The organism is uncultured Boseongicola sp., assembly GCF_937988555.1.
GTDB lineage: Bacteria > Pseudomonadota > Alphaproteobacteria > Rhodobacterales > Rhodobacteraceae > Boseongicola.
The window spans coordinates 1-17,157 of sequence record NZ_CALJXO010000225.1 but is presented as its reverse complement, the minus strand read 5'-3'; the positions used below and the strand labels follow the sequence as shown (position 1 = coordinate 17,157).

The following is a 17,157-nucleotide window of genomic DNA, read 5'->3' as shown; positions in this document are numbered from 1 at the left end:
TCCTTAGACAAGTCGCGAGATCTCGATCGCCGCCTTTACGAACCCTTCAAACAAGGGATGCGGGGCGAAGGGTTTTGACTTCAGCTCGGGGTGGAACTGTACGCCGATAAACCACGGGTGGTCTTTCCATTCGACGATTTCCGGCAGGCGTCCATCAGGGGACATGCCGGAGAAGATGAGGCCGACTTTTTCAAGCTGCTCGCGATATTTGGTGTCGACTTCATAGCGGTGGCGGTGGCGTTCTTCGATGACGGTTGCGCCGTAGATCTGCGCCACTTTTGAGCCCGGCGTGAGGTTGGCCGTGTAGGCGCCAAGGCGCATGGTGCCGCCTTTGTCGTCATCGACTTTGCGGCGGGAGATGTGGTTACCCTGTACCCATTCCTTCAGGTGGTAAACAACTGGCTCGAAACGTTTTTTCCCGGCTTCGTGGTCGAATTCCTCGGAGCCGGCGGTTTCAAGTCCGGCGACGTTGCGGGCGGCCTCGATGACGGCCATTTGCATGCCGAGGCAGATGCCAAGGTAGGGAATTTTACGGGTGCGGGCGAATTCCGCCGCGCGGATTTTTCCTTCGGTGCCGCGTTCGCCGAAGCCGCCGGGCACGAGGATGGCGTGGAAGCCTTCAAGCCAGGGGCCAGGGTCTTCGCGTTCGAATATTTCGGCGTCGATCCATTCGGCTTTCACGCGGGTGCGGTTGGCCATGCCACCGTGGGTGAGGGCCTCGGCGATGGATTTGTAGGCGTCTTCAAGCTGGGTGTATTTGCCGACGATGGCGACTTTTATCTCGCCTTCGGCCTTGTCGATGCGGTCCTTGACGTCGAGCCAGCGTTCAAGCTTTGGCTTGGGGGCGGGCGCAATCTGGAAGGCGTCAAGGACGGCCTGATCGAGGCCGACACCGTGGTAGGCCAGCGGGGCTTCGTAGATGGATTTGAGGTCGTAGGCGGGGATCACACTTTCGGGGCGGACGTTGCAGAACAGAGCGATTTTCTCACGCTCTTTTTCTGGGATCTCGTGTTCGGAGCGGCAGACAAGGACGTCAGGCTGAAGGCCGATCGAGCGGAGTTCCTTGACCGAGTGCTGGGTCGGTTTGGTTTTTAACTCACCCGATGCTTTGAGATAGGGCAGAAGCGTCAGGTGCATGAAGATGCACTGGCCGCGTTCTTTGTCCTGAGAGAATTGGCGGATGGCCTCGAAAAAGGGCAGCCCTTCGATGTCGCCGACGGTGCCGCCGATTTCGCAAAGCATGAAGTCAACTTCATCTTCGCCCACGTGGAGGAAGTCTTTAATCTCGTTGGTGACGTGGGGGATGACCTGAATGGTTTTGCCCAGATAATCGCCGCGGCGTTCTTTTTCGAGGACGGTGGAATAGATGCGACCCGACGATACTGAATCGGTGTTTCGCGCGGCGACGCCGGTAAAGCGCTCGTAGTGGCCGAGATCAAGATCGGTTTCCGCGCCGTCGTCCGTGACGAAGACCTCGCCGTGCTCGAACGGGGACATCGTTCCGGGGTCGACGTTGAGGTAGGGGTCAAGTTTGCGAAGCCGTACCGAGTAGCCGCGCGCCTGCAAAAGCGCGCCAAGTGCTGCTGAGGCAAGGCCTTTTCCAAGTGACGACACAACGCCACCAGTGACGAATATATACCTTGCCATGTCTCGGGATCCTCTCCGTGATGTCCTGCTTGAGGCTGCCGTTCGGTGGTCGCGAATGTGCAGCATCACGGGGGTTGAGCCTTAAAGGATTCGGGAACGTTTGCCAAGCGTCTGACCCCAATATCTGGGGCCAGATCAGGACTATTTCCAAGGTCTTGTGGTTAGTCGGCGCTTGGAAGATCAAGTGCGCCGCCTGTTTCGCCCGTTGACGGAGGCAGAAGGGCGTCGCCCGATGGCAACAGCGGAACCTCGGAAACAGCGCCGCGACCCGCACCGATGCGGTCAAGGACCGAACCAGAGGCGGAGTTTTGCGCTGCGAAAATCGTCAGGGTAAGCGACGTGGCGATAAAGGCAATCGCGAGCATCCATGTGACTTTACCAAGGGCCGTTCCCGCGCTGCGGGTGTTGACCACACCGCCACCGCCACCACCGCCCATGCCAAGACCCCCGCCTTCCGAACGCTGAAGAAGCACCACGCCGATAAGCGAGAGCGCGAGGATCAGGTGGATGATGAGAACGACGTTTTCCATGGGGAGCTTTCGGATCGGGTATTGTGGGTCGCAGGGTATGTATTCGACAGAGTCGCTTCGCGCAAGGGGTGGCGATGGGATCGTGAGTGGGGGCTTTGTCCCTCGGGCTAAGCGAGCCTCACCTTGGGATATTCTGGATCCAAAGAAGGTTGGGGGCCGGAGAGCTTTCGGGCGCGCGCAGGGCATGTGGGGCCATCACCGTGGCGCCGGGCGCAGTCGTTCTCAGACCAGCTCGCTGATTATATCCTGTTCGATAAGCCGCTGAAGTTCGCCGAAATAGCCACCTGATCGAGCGGGGCGTGTCGGGTCCGAGGTGATGGCGATGGAAAGGGCAAGATCGGGAACCACGGCGATGATCTGGCCTCCGTAACCGCGCGCAAGGGCATAGGCGTGGCCAGAGGCCTTGCCGATGAACCATCCGTAGCCATAGCCGAGACCGGACCACGGGGACCGTGTGACGGGGACAAACGATCGGTCGATCCAGGATTGGCTGACAACGCGGGTGCCGTTCCATGTGCCGCCCTTTCGGATCATATCACCGAAGCGGGCCATCGCGCGCGGACTGAGGGCCATTTCGTTGCCGCCGAGGTAGAAACCCTGCCGGTCGCGGGTCCAGGCGGGGATGTCGATGCTAAGCGGCGCACCAAGCCATTCGCGCGCCAGTGTGAGGAGGGTTTTGCCGGTGGCGCGCGCCAGCACCGCGCCGAGGATATGGGTTGAGCCGGTGGAATAGAGCATGGTTGTTCCGGGCTCGGCGATGATCGGGCGGCCAAGGGCGTCGGCGACCCAGTTCGGGCTGGAGACCCATTGGCCATAGTTAGGGCCTGAGGTGCGCTCAAGCCCGGCGCGCAAGGTCACCAGGTCTTCGACCGTGATGTCTGCGGCGCGGGGGTCGGCCGAGCGTGGCAACAGGTCAGGGGCAAGGTTGGCGATGGTTGCGGTGACGTCGGCGATCACACCTTTGTCGATGGCGATGCCGGTAAGCGTCGCCACGATGGTTTTGGAGACGGATTTAATATTTGCCGGCCGGTCGAGGGCCGGGCCGCGCAGGCGTTCCGCGATCTGAACCTCTCCGTTTTGCAGGATGATCAGGCTGTGGAGCTGCTCTAGGCCGCGGGCGCGGTCGAGCGCTGCGTCAAACTGGGCAGTTTGAGCGGCAAGGTGGCGCGGCAGAAGGGCGGTGGCGGTGGCGGTGGCAAGAAGGGCGCGGCGGGACAAAGTCATGGGATTGATATGGCGCGCGCGGGGCGCGCGAAAAGGGGTCAGTCGTCGCTGTGTGTCAGTTCGGGCACGTCCGAGGCGCCTGCCGAGCCGCGACCTGAAAGCGACGGGTTCTCCATAAAGAAGCGGTGGCAGTTGAACGCGGTTTCGCCGTCGGGTGGGCTTGGACGGTGGAAGGAACCGTCGGGCGACAGGATCCAGCTTTGGGCCACGTCGGCAAGGTTGGCGGCCATGATCTGGCGGACAATCTGCGCCTTGACCGTGGGGTTTGTGGCCTCGACCAGCGTTTCAACCCGACGGTTCAGGTTGCGGCCCATCCAGTCGGCAGACGAGATATAGACCCGTGCCCTTTTGTGCGGCAGTCCGTAGCCTGCACCGAAGCAGACGATGCGCGAATGTTCAAGAAAGCGGCCGACGATGGATTTCACGCGGATGTTTTCCGACAGGCCTTTGATGCCCGGGCGCAAACCGCAGATACCGCGGATCACCAGGTTGATTTTCACACCAGCCTGACTTGCAATGTAAAGCGCGTCGATCACATCGGGGTCGACGACCGAGTTCATCTTGGCCCAGATCTCGGCGGGCTTGCCTGCAAGTGCGAATTCGGCCTCTTCAGCGATGCGTTCAAGCAGAGTATTTTTCAGCGAGATCGGCGAGATCGACAGGTTCTGCATGCCTTCGGGCTGCGCGTAGCCTGAGAGGTAATTGAAGACCTTTGTGGCATCGCTCCCGAGGGCGGCGTCGCAGGTGAACAGGCTGAGATCGGTGTAAATTTTGGCCGTGATCGGGTGGTAGTTGCCGGTTCCGAAATGGGTGTAGGTCACCAGTTCTCCAGCTTCGCGGCGCACCACGGTCGAGATCTTGGCGTGGGTTTTGTAGTTCAGAAATCCGTAGACCACATGCGCGCCTGCGCGTTCCAGCGTACGTGACTGGCGGATGTTGGCGGCTTCGTCAAAGCGGGCTTTGAGTTCCACAAGGGCTGTGACGGACTTGCCTTCTTCTGCCGCCTCACAAAGTGCTGAGACGATGGGGCTGTTGTGCGATGTGCGATAAAGCGTCTGTTTGATCGCCACGACGTCTGGATCCATCGCCGCCTGCTTCAGGAATCGCACCACCATGTCGAAGGTTTCATATGGGTGGTGCAGCAGCATGTCCTTTTGGCGTATAGCGGCGAACATATCGCCGTCGTGGTCCTGCACGCGTTCGGGCACGCGGGGGGTGAAGGACGGCCAGAGAAGGTCTGGGCGATCATCAAGGACCAGTTCCCTGAGGTCGGCGAGCCCGATCAGGCCGCCAAGCTCAACGGTTTCCTCTTCAGTGACGCCGAGTTCTTCGGTGATGATGGCGCGCAAGGCTTTGGGGGCGTCGGGCGAAATCGTCAGGCGCACGACTTCACCGCGTTTGCGGCGTTTCAAGGCGACTTCAAACTCGCGCACAAGGTCTTCGGCTTCGTCTTCAACTTCAAGGTCGCTGTCACGCAGGACGCGGAAGGCACAGTTGCCGTTGATCTTGTATCCGGGAAACAGGCTGTCGATGTGCAAAAGCAGCAGTTCTTCAAGCGGCAGGAAGCGGCGAGAGCCGTCTTCCGATGGCATCGCGACGAAGCGGTCGACCTGATGCGGGATTGGCAAAAGCGCGCGCAGGGGGCGTTTGTCGAACTTGCGTTCCAGTTGCAAGGCAAGCGAATACCCAGCGTTCGGGATAAACGGAAACGGATGTGCCGGGTCGATCGCCAGCGGCGACAAGATCGGGAACACCTGCGAAAGGAAGGTTTGCTCGCAGTGTAGTTTGTCGGAATTGCTGAGGTCGTCGCGCGACAAAAGTTCGATACCTGCGGCCGTGAGTTCAGACTTCAGGCTGCTCCAGACGTCTTGCTGGCGATTAAGAAGGTTGCGCGCGTTTTCGTTGATCAAAACAAGCTGCTCGGACGGTGTCAGACCATCAGCAGCGGGCATTGTGTTTCCCGCATGGGCCAGCTCGCGCAGGCCTGCGACGCGGACGGTATAGAATTCGTCCAAGTTGGTCGCCGAAATTGACAGAAAACGCAGACGCTCAAGCAGCGGTACGCGGTGGTTTTCGGCTTCTTCCAGCACACGCCAATTGAACGCAAGCCAAGACAGTTCGCGGTTGAAGAAGCGGTTCGGGCTTTGATCGTCAACGCCTTCGACACTTACGGAGGCGGGAAAATCAGCACTGAGGAAATCGGTATTCATAGCCATGAAACGCGGCCTAACGGGCAAATTTGACGACACAATGACGGTTATCGCCTTTCTTCGTCCAATTTGTCCAGCACGCGCCGGGCCAAAGGACGCGTAATAGCGCGTTTTTGGGCAAGTGCTTCGGCGTCGAGGGCTACCACAAGTCGATTGATAGCGGCGAACGAGCGTTCGGAGTGCGTGACAAGCCAGGGGATCAGGTTTGGGTCGATCTGCAGCTGGCGGTCGGTGAAAAGCTTTACAAGCATGGCCGACAAAAGCGCTTCGTCGGGGGCCTCAATTTGGACGACATCCGTTGCCTGCATCCGGCTTTTGAGATCGGGAAGGGTGATCGTCCAGCGCGCAGGCGGCGTGCGAGCAATCAAAAGAAGCGGCAGGTTTTGCGCAATCATGTGGTTGTGGAGGTGGAAGAGGGCCTCTTCTTCGGCGCGCGGCATCGGCGCGTCGGGGATTTCGACGGCAAGCGCAGTAGCGATGCCGGGGATATCGGCGCTCGGCAGATCGGCCGTCAGCATCACATGGCCGTGGTTGGCCTTTGACCAGTCATGGGCAAGGTGGGATTTGCCCGCGCCTTCGGGGCCTGTGAGAGCGAGTTTGGTGTTTGGCCACGTTTCGGTGTCATCAAGGCGAGTGACGGCCAGCACGTTGGCCGACGAGACGAAGAAGTCGCCGCGTCCAAGTGCTGTGCGCTTGGGCAGATCAAAGATCAACTGCTCGGCCATTAGGTCAGGGGTCTTCTTGCTCTTCGATCCCTTTGTAGAGAAGGGAGGACCGATAGCGTGAGATCGCAAAGCGGGTGACAACGCCGATGGAGGCGGCGACGGGGACGGCGACAAGAAGACCGACAAAGCCAAAAAGCGCACCAAACGCAGACAGCGCAAAGATGAGCCAGACCGGGTGCAGGCCGACGGATTGGCCGACAAGGCGCGGTGTCAGGATATTGCCTTCGACAAATTGCCCGGATTGGAAGATTGCCCAGACAAGGATGATCCAAATCCAGTCGCCCCAGAATTGAAATAGTGCAAGGCCAAGCGCGAGAACGCCGCCGACAAGCGCTCCGACGTAAGGAATGAAGGTCAGCGCACCCGCAACAAACCCAACGACCAATCCGAAGTTAAGACCCACGGCCATAAGGGCAATGGCATAATAAGCGCCAAGGATCAGACAAACAGTGCCTTGGCCACGGATGAATCCCGCCAGGGCGCGGTCGATTTCCGAAGCCAGCTTGCGGATCGTCGGCGCGTGATCGCGCGGCAGAAGGTTGTCGACTTTGGCGACCATATTGTCCCAGTCATACAACATGTAAAACGCCACGACCGGCACGATCACGAAGATCACAATGGCGTTCAACACGCCCGAGAACGAGCTGAGGACGGTGTTCAGAACCTCGCCGCCGCGCGACTGAATTGTTTCGGCGATAGACGACAGCGACCTGCGGATCGTTGAATTGGCGTCGCCAAGGTCGGGGAAACGTTCGGTCAGGACCGCTTGCAGGCGCGAAGCCATATCAGGCGCGGTCGAGATCAATTGCGCGGTCTGAGAGACCAGCGTCGGAATCACGAGAAGGGCGAGAACCACAAAAATCATCAGCGCCGAGATGGTGATGATCGCCGTGGCAATGGCGCGCGAACAGCCCAAGGCTTCTAGCCGGTCGGCGACGGGATCAAGGAAATAAGCGATGGCCGCTCCAAGGACGAAGGGCAAGATGACGTCCCCAAGGACCCAAAGAACGACGAAGAAGACCGCCGCTGCGATCCCCCAGTATTTCAGCTGTTGCCGGATGGGCAGGGCCATATCGTGTCCTTGGTTTGTGGTAGTGTCAGGTGTCGCAAGTCAGCGCAAAGGGCGCAAGGGGGTGGTTTTGGCTTTGTCGGGCAGCCGCGCGGGCGTCATGCGCATGGGGTATGGCTTGCGAGGGCGGCGGCGATGGCCTAGACGACTTTGGTGCGAAATCGTCCAAGAAGGTCCATAAAAGATGCGTCTAAGTCGTTATTTTCTGCCCATTTTGAAGGAAACACCCAGCGAGGCGCAGATCGTCAGCCACCGGCTGATGTTGCGGGCTGGCATGATCAAGCAGGCAAGTGCTGGTATCTATTCCTGGCTGCCGCTGGGCTACAAAGTTTTGCAAAACATCGAAAAAATAGTGCACGAAGAACAGGTGCGCGCCGGTCACGTGCCGATGCTGATGCCGACGATACAATCGGCGGATCTGTGGCGTGAAAGCGGGCGGTATGATGACTACGGCCAGGAAATGCTGCGGATTTCTGATCGCCACGGACGCGATATGCTGTTCGGGCCGACGAATGAGGAATTGATAACTGATATTTTTCGGTCGTCTGTGAGCAGTTACAAAGACTTGCCGCTGACGCTTTATCATATTCAGTGGAAATTTCGCGATGAGGTGAGGCCGCGGTTTGGGGTGATGCGCGGGCGCGAATTTTTGATGAAGGACGGCTACAATTTCGATCTGACGAAAGAGGACGCGCTGCACGCGTACAACCGCCATCTGGTGTCTTATCTGCGCACCTACGAGCGGATGGGTCTGCAGGCTATTCCTATGCGCGCAGACGGTGGACCTATCGGCGGGGATTATACGCACGAGTTTCTGGTACTGGCCGAGACGGGCGAGTCGGAGGTTTTCTACGACAGCGCGATCACTGAATTGTCGTTCGGTGACCGCGAGATTGACTACGACGATCACGCGGCTTGCGAGGCCGTGCTGCAGGAGTTCACCTCGCGTTATGCCCGCACGGACGAAACCCACGACGAGGCGGCGTTTGCCAAGGTTCCGCAAGATCGCCGACAGTCGGCGCGTGGGATCGAAGTGGGGCAAATCTTCTATTTCGGCACGAAGTATTCCGAAGCGATGGGCGCGACGGTTCAGGGCCCCGATGGCAAGCCTGTGCCGGTTCACATGGGGTCACATGGCATAGGTGTGAGCCGCCTACTCGGCGCGATTATAGAGGCATCGCATGATGATAACGGGATTATCTGGCCCGAGGGCGTGACGCCGTTCCATTGTGGGATTGTGAATTTGCGGCAAGGTGACGAGGCGACGGACAAGGCGTCCGAGGCGCTGTATAAGTCGTTGGTCGCACATGGGATGGAGCCTTTGTACGACGACCGGGACGAGCGCGCAGGCGCGAAGTTTGCGACGATGGATCTGATCGGGTTGCCTTGGCGGATCACCGTCGGCCCGCGCGGTTTGAAGAACGGCGTGGTCGAACTGACAAACCGTCGCACCGGCGTCAGCGAGGAAATGGCGCCCGAGATGGCCGTCGAAAAAGTCGCCGAGATTTATGCGCCGCATTGTGTCGAAGTGCGGGCGGCAATGGTGCAGCCGATGGAAAAGCGGTCGTTCCACACCTGGATTTGAAGGCGAAATGTCAAACCAACCGTTTACTGGCGCAGGAACCGGGGCTCCGGACTGGTCGTTGATACCGGCGCCGGAAGACGACGGCGCGGCAGACCACCTGACAGGAGCGAAAGTGCCAGATGTGGCCTTGGCGTCGACCGATGGCGGGGCCGTGTCTTTGGCGGATGTCGCGGGACGAGTTGTTATTTATATCTATCCGATGACAGGGCAGCCAAACGGCGTATTGCCGGACGGTTGGGATGGCATTCCGGGCGCGCGGGGGTGCACGCCACAGTCGTGTTCCTTCCGCGATCATTTTGGTGCATTGCAGGCGCTGGGTGTCGGCCATGTGTTTGGATTGTCGACCCAGGATACGGACTATCAACGCGAAATGGCAACGCGTTTGCACCTGCCGTTTCCGGTTCTGTCGGATGCAGATGGCGCTTTAGCTGCGGCGCTGAACCTGCCGGTACTGCAGGTCGAAGGGCGGAAATTTCTCAAGCGGATGGCCTGGGTGATCGAGGCCGGGGTGATCGTCAAAACCTTTTACCCGGTGTTTCCGCCCGATCAGAACGCGGACGACGTTTTGGCATGGCTGCGCGGTCGATAGCGTTCTATTTGCGACATTTTCCGTGGCGCGATTGTGACAGATTACACCCACCGGCGGCGTAGCCTTTCCTTAACAGGGAGAGGTTTTGTCATGGGCGAACAATGGCAAATTGTACTAGTCAGCCGCACGATTGGTGCGGATCGCGGCCGTGCTGCGAGAGGGCGTCCGAGCGACTGAGTGCCGCTCGATTAACCTTTCCCTTTTTCGCAGGATTTCTAAAATGACACGAACACAGACCCGCCGATCCGGAGGGCGCGTCGCGCGCCACGCACTTCGGTCAGCGCCCTTGGCCGAAGATGTTCGCCCCATTCGAGGCGGTATGGAAGGCGGGACGCTTAAGGCACTTAGCGACGCCGAAGTGCTACGTATTCATAATGCTGCTTTAACAGTCCTTGACGAGATCGGGCTTGCTGACGCGCCGCCTTCCGGTATCGAGGTTATGGTTCAGGCGGGTGCGCGGTTGGGCGACGACGGACGCTTGAGATTCTCACCCGCATTGGTCGAAGATATGCTGGCGAAAGCCGCACGAAACATAACGCTGCATGGTCGAAGTTCCGCGCACGACTTGAACCTGTCAGGCACCAAAGTTCACTATGGTACGGCTGGCGCTGCAGTGAATATGGTCGAGCCGGATGGGCGAAACTATCGCCACAGCACGTTGCAGGACCTTCATGACGCCGCGCGAATAGCAGACCAGTTGGACAATATTCATTTTCTTCAGCGGCCCATGGTTGCGCGCGATTTACCCGATAATCTGGAACTTGATCTGAACACGATCTACGCGTGCTGCACAGGCACGACCAAACACGTCGGAACATCTATAACCGAGCCGGAAAACGCACAGGCCTGTCTGGACCTCGCCTATGCAATTGCGGGTGGCGAAGAGGCGTTCCGTGCGCGGCCTTTTCTGTCTAACTCCAATTGCTTCGTCGTGCCTCCGCTTAAGTTTGCGACCGAAAGCTGCGGGGTTATGGAGGCCTGTATCCGGGGCGGTATGCCGGTTTTATTGCTAAGCGCCGGGATGGCCGGAGCGACGGCACCTGCGACCTTGGCCGGAGCCATTGTGCAGGCGGTCGCAGAGTGCCTTGCCGGCATCGTGTACGTCAACGCGATTGCGCCCGGGCATCCGGCGATTTTCGGCACATGGCCGTTTGTCGTTGACCTGCGGACAGGCGCGATGTCGATCGGGTCAGGAGAGCAGGCGCTTTTGACGGCTGGCTGCGCGCAGATGCATCAGTTTTACGGTCTTCCGGGCGGGGCTGCAGCGGGAGCGTCGGATTCCAAGCTGCCGGACATGCAGGCCGGGTGGGAGCAGATGTGCTCGAATGTGATGGCCGGCTTGTCGGGGCTAAACATGGTTTACGAGGCGGCGGGCATGCATGCGTCGCTGCTTGGATTTTGTCACGAGTCGCTTATCCTTGGCGATGATCTGATCGGGCAGGCGCTAAGATGTCTTAAAGGCATCGAAGTGACGGATGACACGCTTGCCATCGAAGCGATGCGGGAGGTCTGTCTGGGCGGTCCGGGGCATTATCTTGGGGTCGGTGAGACACTGGCGCGGATGGAGACGGATTATGTCTATCCGTTTCATGGGGATCGCACGAGCCCAAAGGAATGGGAAGAAAACAAGAAACCGGATTTGATTGCAGGGGCAAAGGCGCGCAAGGAGATGATTTTGGCGACCTCTTCAATGGCGGCTTTGGACCCGGTTATGGACGCTGATATCCGAGCGCGATTTCCGATCAAGTTATGAAGTGCGCGCGCTGCACACCGGAGTATTTTTGCCAAGAAGAGCGGGATGAATTGGAAGTGAGTTGACCGCGCGCGCCGCGCCTTGCATGACAGGGCAAAACATCGGAGCAGTCATGGCCACGCCCGCGCCCTTTTCACGTTTTGAATTCCTGATCGCATGGCGGTATTTGCGCGCCAAGCGGGCCGAGGGTGGCGTGTCCGTGATGACATGGATTTCGCTGATCGGTATTATGCTGGCGGTGGCGGCGTTAATCATCACGCTTGCCGTCCGCGCCGGGTTTCGCGACGAGTTTGTGTCGACTATCCTTGGCGCGAACGCCCATGTGACTATCTATAATCAGGCAGTTCGTTCGGAAAGCGGGCAGGTCAGCCGGGTTATCGCAGACTATAATGATGTGGCCGCGCGGCTTGCGGCCGTTGAAGGTGTCACGCGCGTTGCCCCTTTGGTGAAGGGTCAGGTTATGGCCGTTTACCGGGATGAAAACACCGGGCTGGAAATCTTTGGCATTGCGCCGGAAGACCTTGCCGAAATCCCGCGCATAGCTGACCCCGAAACCGGCGTAGGCGATCTGAGCGCTTTTCCTGGTGGCATCGCATTGGGTCGCGAAGCGGCGCGATCTTTGGGCGTTGGGGTCGGGGATGTGGTGCGGTTAATCTCTCCTAACGGGGTGCGAACAGCCTTTGGCACCAGTCCTCGGGTAGGCGAGTACGAAGTCACTTATATATTCAATTCAGGGCGTTACGACATTGATCGCACACGGGCGTTCATGCCGTTCAGCGAGGCTCAGGTGTATTTCAACCGCGAAGGGGTCGCGGATGAATTGGAAGTGAGCGTGGTCGAGCCGGAGCGCGTTGAAGCTTTGTCTGCACCCTTGCGAGAAGCCGGCGGAGAGCGCGCGCTTTTGTGGACATGGAAGGATTCTGCAGGCGGCTTTTTGCGCGCATTGGAGGTCGAAGACACGGTGATGTTTGTGCTGATGTCTGTGCTGGTTTTGATCGCGTCGATGAACATTATCAGCGGCTTGGTCATGCTTGTGAAGAACAAGGGACGCGACATCGGCATCCTGCGGACGATTGGTTTGACCGAAGGGTCTATATTGCGGGTATTCTTTTTGACAGGCGCTTTGGTTGGCACGATTGGCACGCTGTTCGGGGTCATCATTGGCTGTCTTTTTGCGGTCTATTTTGACGCAATATTAGCCTTCGTTAACGGCGCGGCCGGCGGCGGCGTTTGGGATGGGGCGGTGCGGGGCATCTACCGTTTGCCTGCTAAGCTCGAGCTTGGCGATGTGCTTTCAGCGGTTGGATTGTCGCTGTTTTTGTCCTGGGGTATCACGCTTATTCCGGCGCGCCGCGCTGCGCGAATGAACCCGGTGGAGGCGCTTCGTTATGAGTGATGCACTGGCGCTTGAAGGGGTCAAAAAGACCTATAATCCGGGGCGAGAAAATGCGCTCACGGTGCTTGACGGGGCGTCGTTGCAACTTGCGGCGGGCGAGGTTGTGGCCTTGGTTGCACCGTCCGGGGCAGGCAAATCTACGCTGCTTCATATCGCGGGATTGCTGGATTCTACGGATGCCGGACGGGTCAGCATTGGCGGCACGGACTACACTGGATTGTCGGATGCGCGGCGCACAGCGGCGCGGCGCGAAGAGGTTGGTTTTATTTATCAATTCCACCATTTACTGCCGGAATTTTCGGCAGTTGAGAATATCATCTTGCCCCAGTTGGCCAACGCGGTTCCGGCGGCCGAGGCGCGCGCGCATGCCCTGTCTTTGATGGAGCGCGTCGGCGTTTCAGGGCGGGCAGACAATCGACCGGCGGCTTTGTCGGGAGGAGAACAACAGCGGGTCGCGTTTTGTCGGGCCCTGGCGAATAAGCCCCGGGTTTTGCTCGCGGACGAGCCGACGGGAAATTTGGACCCGGCGACGTCCGATACGGTGTTTGCGGCGCTGATGGAGTTGGTGCGCGAAACCGGACTTTCTGCTTTGATTGCAACCCATAACCCAGGGTTGGCGGCACGAATGGATCGGGTTTTGCGGCTTGAGGGCGGGATTTTGGTGGCTGAGTAAGCGATTGCTTGGGTGATCTGGGTTGGCCCGCGGTTCCTTAATCAATGGGCGAGGTGGCGAACGATATCTGCGAAAGATGTGGCGGCGCGTGCTGAAGCCTATGCGAAGGCGTGGGGCTCGAGCGACCCGGACGGCAGTGCGATGATTTTTGTCATTCGGGTCCGAGCGCAGTTTTGAACTGGACTTTGGAAGGGGCGCACTTCGAAACCGGCAAGCGGGTGAAGGTTCAGGGCGGGTCATTTCGCGCCGAAATAACCGCAAAAAGCGACGTCGGTGCCATGTCGGCATTGCGTCGGTGCGGGCGTTCGACTGTATAAGGGCTCGGTAACGGCTTTTGCGCGCTGATTGAGGTGGATCAAGGCCGCAAGTCCATGACACGAGTAGATTTGTAAGGAGGAGGATTGCTCATGAAAACTCTGACACTTTTGGCGATATTTTTGGCAAGCACGGCGTCGGCGCAGGATGTAGCGCAGGGCCGCGATGTCTTCCAGAACCACTGCGCGACCTGTCACGGCACTGGCGCGCGCGGCGATGGACCGATGGCGGATGTGCTGTCGGTGGTGCCCACGGATTTGACGGCGCTTGCGGCGTCGAACGGTGGGGAGTTCCCGACGGCGCGGGTCGTGCGCCGGGTGGATGGGCAGCGCGAGGTTCTGGCGCATGGTGGTCCGATGCCATTGTGGGGGATGATCCTTGACGGGCCGGCTGCGGTGATCGTCGCGCCCGATGGGGCCGAGATTGTCGCGCCGGAAGCGATTGTCGATGTCGCGGCCTGGCTGGCGACGGTGCAGCGATGAGAGCGCTTTGGATCGCAGCCGCAACTTTGGCGGCAGGTGTGGCGCAGGCGGAGGTGCCTGATGCCAACGCAGGAGAATGGTACTTCGCGCGTTATTGTGCGGCGTGCCACGGGATGGAAGCGCGGGGCGATGGGCCGATGCAGGAAGTTCTGACAGTGCAGGCCCCGGACCTTACGCAACTTTCAGCGAGCAATGGCGGCGTGTTTCCGGTGATCCGCGTGGTGCGCCAGATTGACGGGCGTGATCCAATGCTGGCGCATGGGGGCGAGATGCCGCTGTTCGGAGAGTTATTTTCGTTTTCTGACGCAGCTATTCCCGCAGAAACGGGACAGCCGATCGTGACGGCGCAGCCAATTGCGGATTTGGCAGCCTGGCTGGAAAGCGTGCAGGAGTAAGCGTCTAACCAAAGCGCTTGGCCTGTCCGGCGCGGGGCTGGGTTTCGCCATCCCGCGCCGGTGGTATCGGTCTATTTGACCTTTTTACCGGCAATCGTAGTGTCGGACTTGCCGGCGTTGGAATTGGCGGTCGCAAGGACCTTTACCTTTTCCTTCTTTGGCTTTTTGGTCTCGCGATTACCGCGGTCTTTTCCTTTGGACATGGGGTCGAGTCTCCTGAGCGTTGCCGCATCGGCAGGATGCCGGACGGGTATTGGCTTTCAGAAGATCACGGTTGCCTGAGAGGGTTTCAGGGCGATGATCCCTTTGGCTGCGGGCGCTTGGGCCTGCTGACGATGAATGTAAGCCTGTGCCGCGAGTGGCGCAAGTGGTGCGTTTTGGGGGCGGCACGGTTCGGCTTTGCCGACCGAACATCCAGTGGACGTTGCGAGTGTCGAACGCGATGGGCGCTGGAGGGCATTTCGGTTCGGTTTGGCGTTTGCTCGGTTTGGCGAGGATCGCGCGCGGCGCGAGGACCTGTGAGACACCATTTCTGCAGGCGGGACGGTTTTCTTGAAGGTTGCAATGGTCATTTCCCTACACCAATAATTTCGGTTTTCGCGTTATTGGCGCTTCTATGGATTTTATCGCAGCACTTGATGAAAGTCAGGGAGAGTCCGGCGCGAATTGTCCGGCGAATTACATTTCTAGCCAGGAAAATTGGAAAAAAGTTTTGGACGCATGGGCGGAATATTTGCGTTCTTGTCCATGCAGTCTTACCGAAGTTTCCGATTAAAATGAGTGAAATGCAAATTGGCCCCGATAGGCAGTCAAGGGAGAAATGTGTCGAGAGGATTATAGCACGACACGTGCTATTTTCGATCGCAGTCGTTTTCTCTGAGGCGGACTTGACGGCCATAGGATCCATCATGTTTTTGCCCGGTGTGGCTCTTGATTTCGGACACCTCGAGGTTCCCTATCTTTTTTTGCTATGAAGGCTTTTTTCGTTCCATGCTTTCGTCGGGGCGACGATTTTCGACAAATGGCCGAAGATAAAGGGGCCGTCCTACCGTTAGGCCGCCGCATCAGGTTTGTATTTGATTATAGCAATCACAAGACGATTTCTCTCAGAGAGTGGACATCGTATTACGTTCGCTTTCAGAAGAGGTTACTTCAATCTTAGGAGAACGGCCTGAATTTCAGGACGATAATGATTTTCTTGCCATTACAAGCAGCGCACTCATTGGCCTGGTCAACACGTATGCATCATGAGGAACATGGTATTGATCTTGTGGACTTGGACAATTTTGAAGGAGAGAAGCACGCACCTTTGTTTGTAATTCCTTGGAGGAAAGAGCAAATCCGCTCGGATTTGGTTCGCGTAATAGGGCCGCAACTTGGAGACGAAAGGGTGATATACTGGACCGAGAGAATGACGGTTTCAGACTATCGCCCCTCAAACATCCACGTCCTCCACAAACCGCGCGTTCTCCTGAATATACTGGAACCGCATCTCCGGCTTCTTGCCCATCAGACGCTCGACCAGATCAGCCGTTTCTCCCGGTTCGTCTTCGTCTATCGTCACGCGGATTAACTTCCGCACTTTCGGGTCCATGGTGGTCTCTTTAAGGTCCTTGGCGTCCATCTCGCCCAGGCCTTTAAAACGTTGGACGTCGATTTTTCCCTTGCCACCCAGACCTTTGGCCATTGCGGCTTCCCGCTCGGCGTCGTCTGCCACGTAGAGGCGGGTGGAGCCTTGAGTCAGGCGGAAGAGCGGGGGGCAGGCAAGGTAGAGGTGGCCTGCGTCGATCAGCGGGCGCATCTGGACGAAGAAGAAGGTCATCAGAAGGGCGGCGATGTGAGCGCCGTCGACGTCGGCGTCGGTCATGATGATGATCTTGTCGTAGCGCAGATCATCAAGGTTAAAGCGCGTACCCATGCCGGTGCCGAGGGCTTCGCAGAGGTCGGAGATTTCCGAGTTCTGGCCGAGCTTGGAGGAGCCCGCACCAAGGACGTTAAGAATCTTGCCTTTGAGCGGCAAAAGCGCCTGATTTTCGCGGTTGCGCGCGCCTTTGGCCGAACCGCCCGCCGAGTCCCCCTCGACCAGGAACAATTCGGTGCCTTTACGGGTCTTAGAGGTGCAGTCGGTAAGCTTGCCGGGCAGGCGCAGTTTTTTGGTGGCGGTTTTGCGAGCAGTTTCTTTTTCCTGACGGCGGCGCAGGCGTTCTTCGGAGCGCAAAACGAGGAAATCAAGGATGGCACCCGCGGATTTGGTGTCGGAGGTGAGCCAGTTGTCGAAGTGGTCGCGGATGGCGTTTTCGACCATTTTGGCGGCGGCTTCAGTGGCGAGGCGGTCCTTGGTCTGGCCGACGAATTGCGGGTCGCTGATGAAGACCGAAACAAGAGCGCAGCCGCCAGTGGTCAGGTCGTCGCGGGTGATTTGGGCGGCTTTGCGGTTGTTGGACAGTTCTCCATAGGCGCGGATGCCTTTGAGGATGGCGGCCCAGAAGCCGGCCTCATGGGTGCCGCCTTCGGGAGTGGGCACGGTGTTGCAATAGGATTGGATGAAGCCGTCGCGCGACGGC

At 58.7% G+C, this 17,157-nt stretch carries 15 protein-coding genes; 7 read left to right on the top strand and 8 right to left on the bottom strand.

Annotation, left to right across the window (positions count from 1 at the left end; translation table 11 throughout):
• Positions 1-3: 3 nt before the first annotated feature.
• The 6 genes from Q1B15_RS13790 to Q1B15_RS13765 form a co-directional block, all read right to left on the bottom strand.
• Positions 4-1,647, bottom strand: coding sequence for a CTP synthase (locus Q1B15_RS13790; protein WP_299754505.1), 1,644 nt, complete (start codon positions 1,645-1,647; stop codon positions 4-6).
• Positions 1,648-1,808: 161 nt separating this feature from the next.
• Positions 1,809-2,177, bottom strand: coding sequence for a preprotein translocase subunit SecG (gene secG / locus Q1B15_RS13785; RefSeq protein ID WP_299754503.1), 369 nt, complete (start codon positions 2,175-2,177; stop codon positions 1,809-1,811).
• A gap of 222 nt (positions 2,178-2,399) precedes the next feature.
• Complete coding sequence (locus Q1B15_RS13780) at positions 2,400-3,401, bottom strand: serine hydrolase (RefSeq protein ID WP_299754501.1); 1,002 nt, start codon at positions 3,399-3,401, stop codon at positions 2,400-2,402.
• A gap of 38 nt (positions 3,402-3,439) precedes the next feature.
• The gene (locus Q1B15_RS13775; protein WP_299754533.1) at positions 3,440-5,611 is read right to left on the bottom strand and encodes an RNA degradosome polyphosphate kinase; all 2,172 of its coding nucleotides are present in this window, start codon (positions 5,609-5,611) and stop codon (positions 3,440-3,442) included.
• A 47-nt stretch (positions 5,612-5,658) separates the two neighbouring features.
• Positions 5,659-6,336: a DnaA/Hda family protein gene (locus tag Q1B15_RS13770; RefSeq protein WP_299754499.1), complete on the bottom strand. Its 678-nt coding sequence runs from the start codon at positions 6,334-6,336 to the stop codon at positions 5,659-5,661.
• Positions 6,337-6,340: 4 nt separating this feature from the next.
• The gene (locus Q1B15_RS13765) at positions 6,341-7,408 is read right to left on the bottom strand and encodes an AI-2E family transporter (RefSeq protein WP_299754497.1); all 1,068 of its coding nucleotides are present in this window, start codon (positions 7,406-7,408) and stop codon (positions 6,341-6,343) included.
• Positions 7,409-7,589: 181 nt separating this feature from the next.
• Here Q1B15_RS13765 and proS point away from each other — a divergent pair, with 181 nt between their 5' ends.
• The 7 genes from proS to Q1B15_RS13730 all read left to right on the top strand — a co-directional run bounded on the left by proS (position 7,590) and on the right by Q1B15_RS13730 (position 14,593).
• Positions 7,590-8,990, top strand: coding sequence for a proline--tRNA ligase (gene proS / locus Q1B15_RS13760; protein ID WP_299754495.1), 1,401 nt, complete (start codon positions 7,590-7,592; stop codon positions 8,988-8,990).
• Positions 8,991-8,997: 7 nt separating this feature from the next.
• Complete coding sequence (locus Q1B15_RS13755) at positions 8,998-9,579, top strand: peroxiredoxin (RefSeq protein ID WP_299754493.1); 582 nt, start codon at positions 8,998-9,000, stop codon at positions 9,577-9,579.
• A 220-nt stretch (positions 9,580-9,799) separates the two neighbouring features.
• Positions 9,800-11,332: a trimethylamine methyltransferase family protein gene (locus Q1B15_RS13750; protein ID WP_299754491.1), complete on the top strand. Its 1,533-nt coding sequence runs from the start codon at positions 9,800-9,802 to the stop codon at positions 11,330-11,332.
• A gap of 112 nt (positions 11,333-11,444) precedes the next feature.
• A complete protein-coding gene (locus Q1B15_RS13745) occupies positions 11,445-12,728 on the top strand; it encodes an ABC transporter permease (RefSeq protein ID WP_299754489.1) in 1,284 nt (427 codons plus the stop codon).
• A complete protein-coding gene (locus Q1B15_RS13740; RefSeq protein WP_299754488.1) occupies positions 12,721-13,401 on the top strand; it encodes an ABC transporter ATP-binding protein in 681 nt (226 codons plus the stop codon). The genes Q1B15_RS13745 and Q1B15_RS13740 overlap by 8 nt, the downstream gene beginning before the upstream one ends.
• Positions 13,402-13,808: 407 nt before the next feature.
• Positions 13,809-14,198 carry a cytochrome c gene (locus Q1B15_RS13735; RefSeq protein ID WP_299754486.1) on the top strand — a complete coding sequence of 130 codons (390 nt, stop codon included), beginning with the start codon at positions 13,809-13,811 and terminating at the stop codon, positions 14,196-14,198.
• Positions 14,195-14,593 carry a cytochrome c gene (locus Q1B15_RS13730; protein ID WP_299754484.1) on the top strand — a complete coding sequence of 133 codons (399 nt, stop codon included), beginning with the start codon at positions 14,195-14,197 and terminating at the stop codon, positions 14,591-14,593. Before Q1B15_RS13735 ends, Q1B15_RS13730 begins: the two co-directional genes overlap by 4 nt.
• A gap of 71 nt (positions 14,594-14,664) precedes the next feature.
• On the opposite strand, the gene Q1B15_RS13725 is transcribed toward Q1B15_RS13730, so the two are convergent.
• Positions 14,665-14,796, bottom strand: coding sequence for a hypothetical protein (locus tag Q1B15_RS13725; protein ID WP_299754482.1), 132 nt, complete (start codon positions 14,794-14,796; stop codon positions 14,665-14,667).
• A gap of 1,232 nt (positions 14,797-16,028) precedes the next feature.
• Positions 16,029-17,157: toprim domain-containing protein (locus tag Q1B15_RS13720; protein ID WP_299754480.1), on the bottom strand; the 1,129-nt coding region annotated here is incomplete at its 5' end.

Coding starts and splice junctions, on each gene's coding strand:
- Q1B15_RS13790 (WP_299754505.1), bottom strand. CDS start 1,647: ATGGCAAGGTATATATTCGTCACTGGTGGCGTTGTGTCGTCACTTGGA.
- secG (WP_299754503.1), bottom strand. CDS start 2,177: ATGGAAAACGTCGTTCTCATCATCCACCTGATCCTCGCGCTCTCGCTT.
- Q1B15_RS13780 (WP_299754501.1), bottom strand. CDS start 3,401: ATGACTTTGTCCCGCCGCGCCCTTCTTGCCACCGCCACCGCCACCGCC.
- Q1B15_RS13775 (WP_299754533.1), bottom strand. CDS start 5,611: ATGAATACCGATTTCCTCAGTGCTGATTTTCCCGCCTCCGTAAGTGTC.
- Q1B15_RS13770 (WP_299754499.1), bottom strand. CDS start 6,336: ATGGCCGAGCAGTTGATCTTTGATCTGCCCAAGCGCACAGCACTTGGA.
- Q1B15_RS13765 (WP_299754497.1), bottom strand. CDS start 7,408: ATGGCCCTGCCCATCCGGCAACAGCTGAAATACTGGGGGATCGCAGCG.
- proS (WP_299754495.1), top strand. CDS start 7,590: ATGCGTCTAAGTCGTTATTTTCTGCCCATTTTGAAGGAAACACCCAGC.
- Q1B15_RS13755 (WP_299754493.1), top strand. CDS start 8,998: ATGTCAAACCAACCGTTTACTGGCGCAGGAACCGGGGCTCCGGACTGG.
- Q1B15_RS13750 (WP_299754491.1), top strand. CDS start 9,800: ATGACACGAACACAGACCCGCCGATCCGGAGGGCGCGTCGCGCGCCAC.
- Q1B15_RS13745 (WP_299754489.1), top strand. CDS start 11,445: ATGGCCACGCCCGCGCCCTTTTCACGTTTTGAATTCCTGATCGCATGG.
- Q1B15_RS13740 (WP_299754488.1), top strand. CDS start 12,721: ATGAGTGATGCACTGGCGCTTGAAGGGGTCAAAAAGACCTATAATCCG.
- Q1B15_RS13735 (WP_299754486.1), top strand. CDS start 13,809: ATGAAAACTCTGACACTTTTGGCGATATTTTTGGCAAGCACGGCGTCG.
- Q1B15_RS13730 (WP_299754484.1), top strand. CDS start 14,195: ATGAGAGCGCTTTGGATCGCAGCCGCAACTTTGGCGGCAGGTGTGGCG.
- Q1B15_RS13725 (WP_299754482.1), bottom strand. CDS start 14,796: ATGTCCAAAGGAAAAGACCGCGGTAATCGCGAGACCAAAAAGCCAAAG.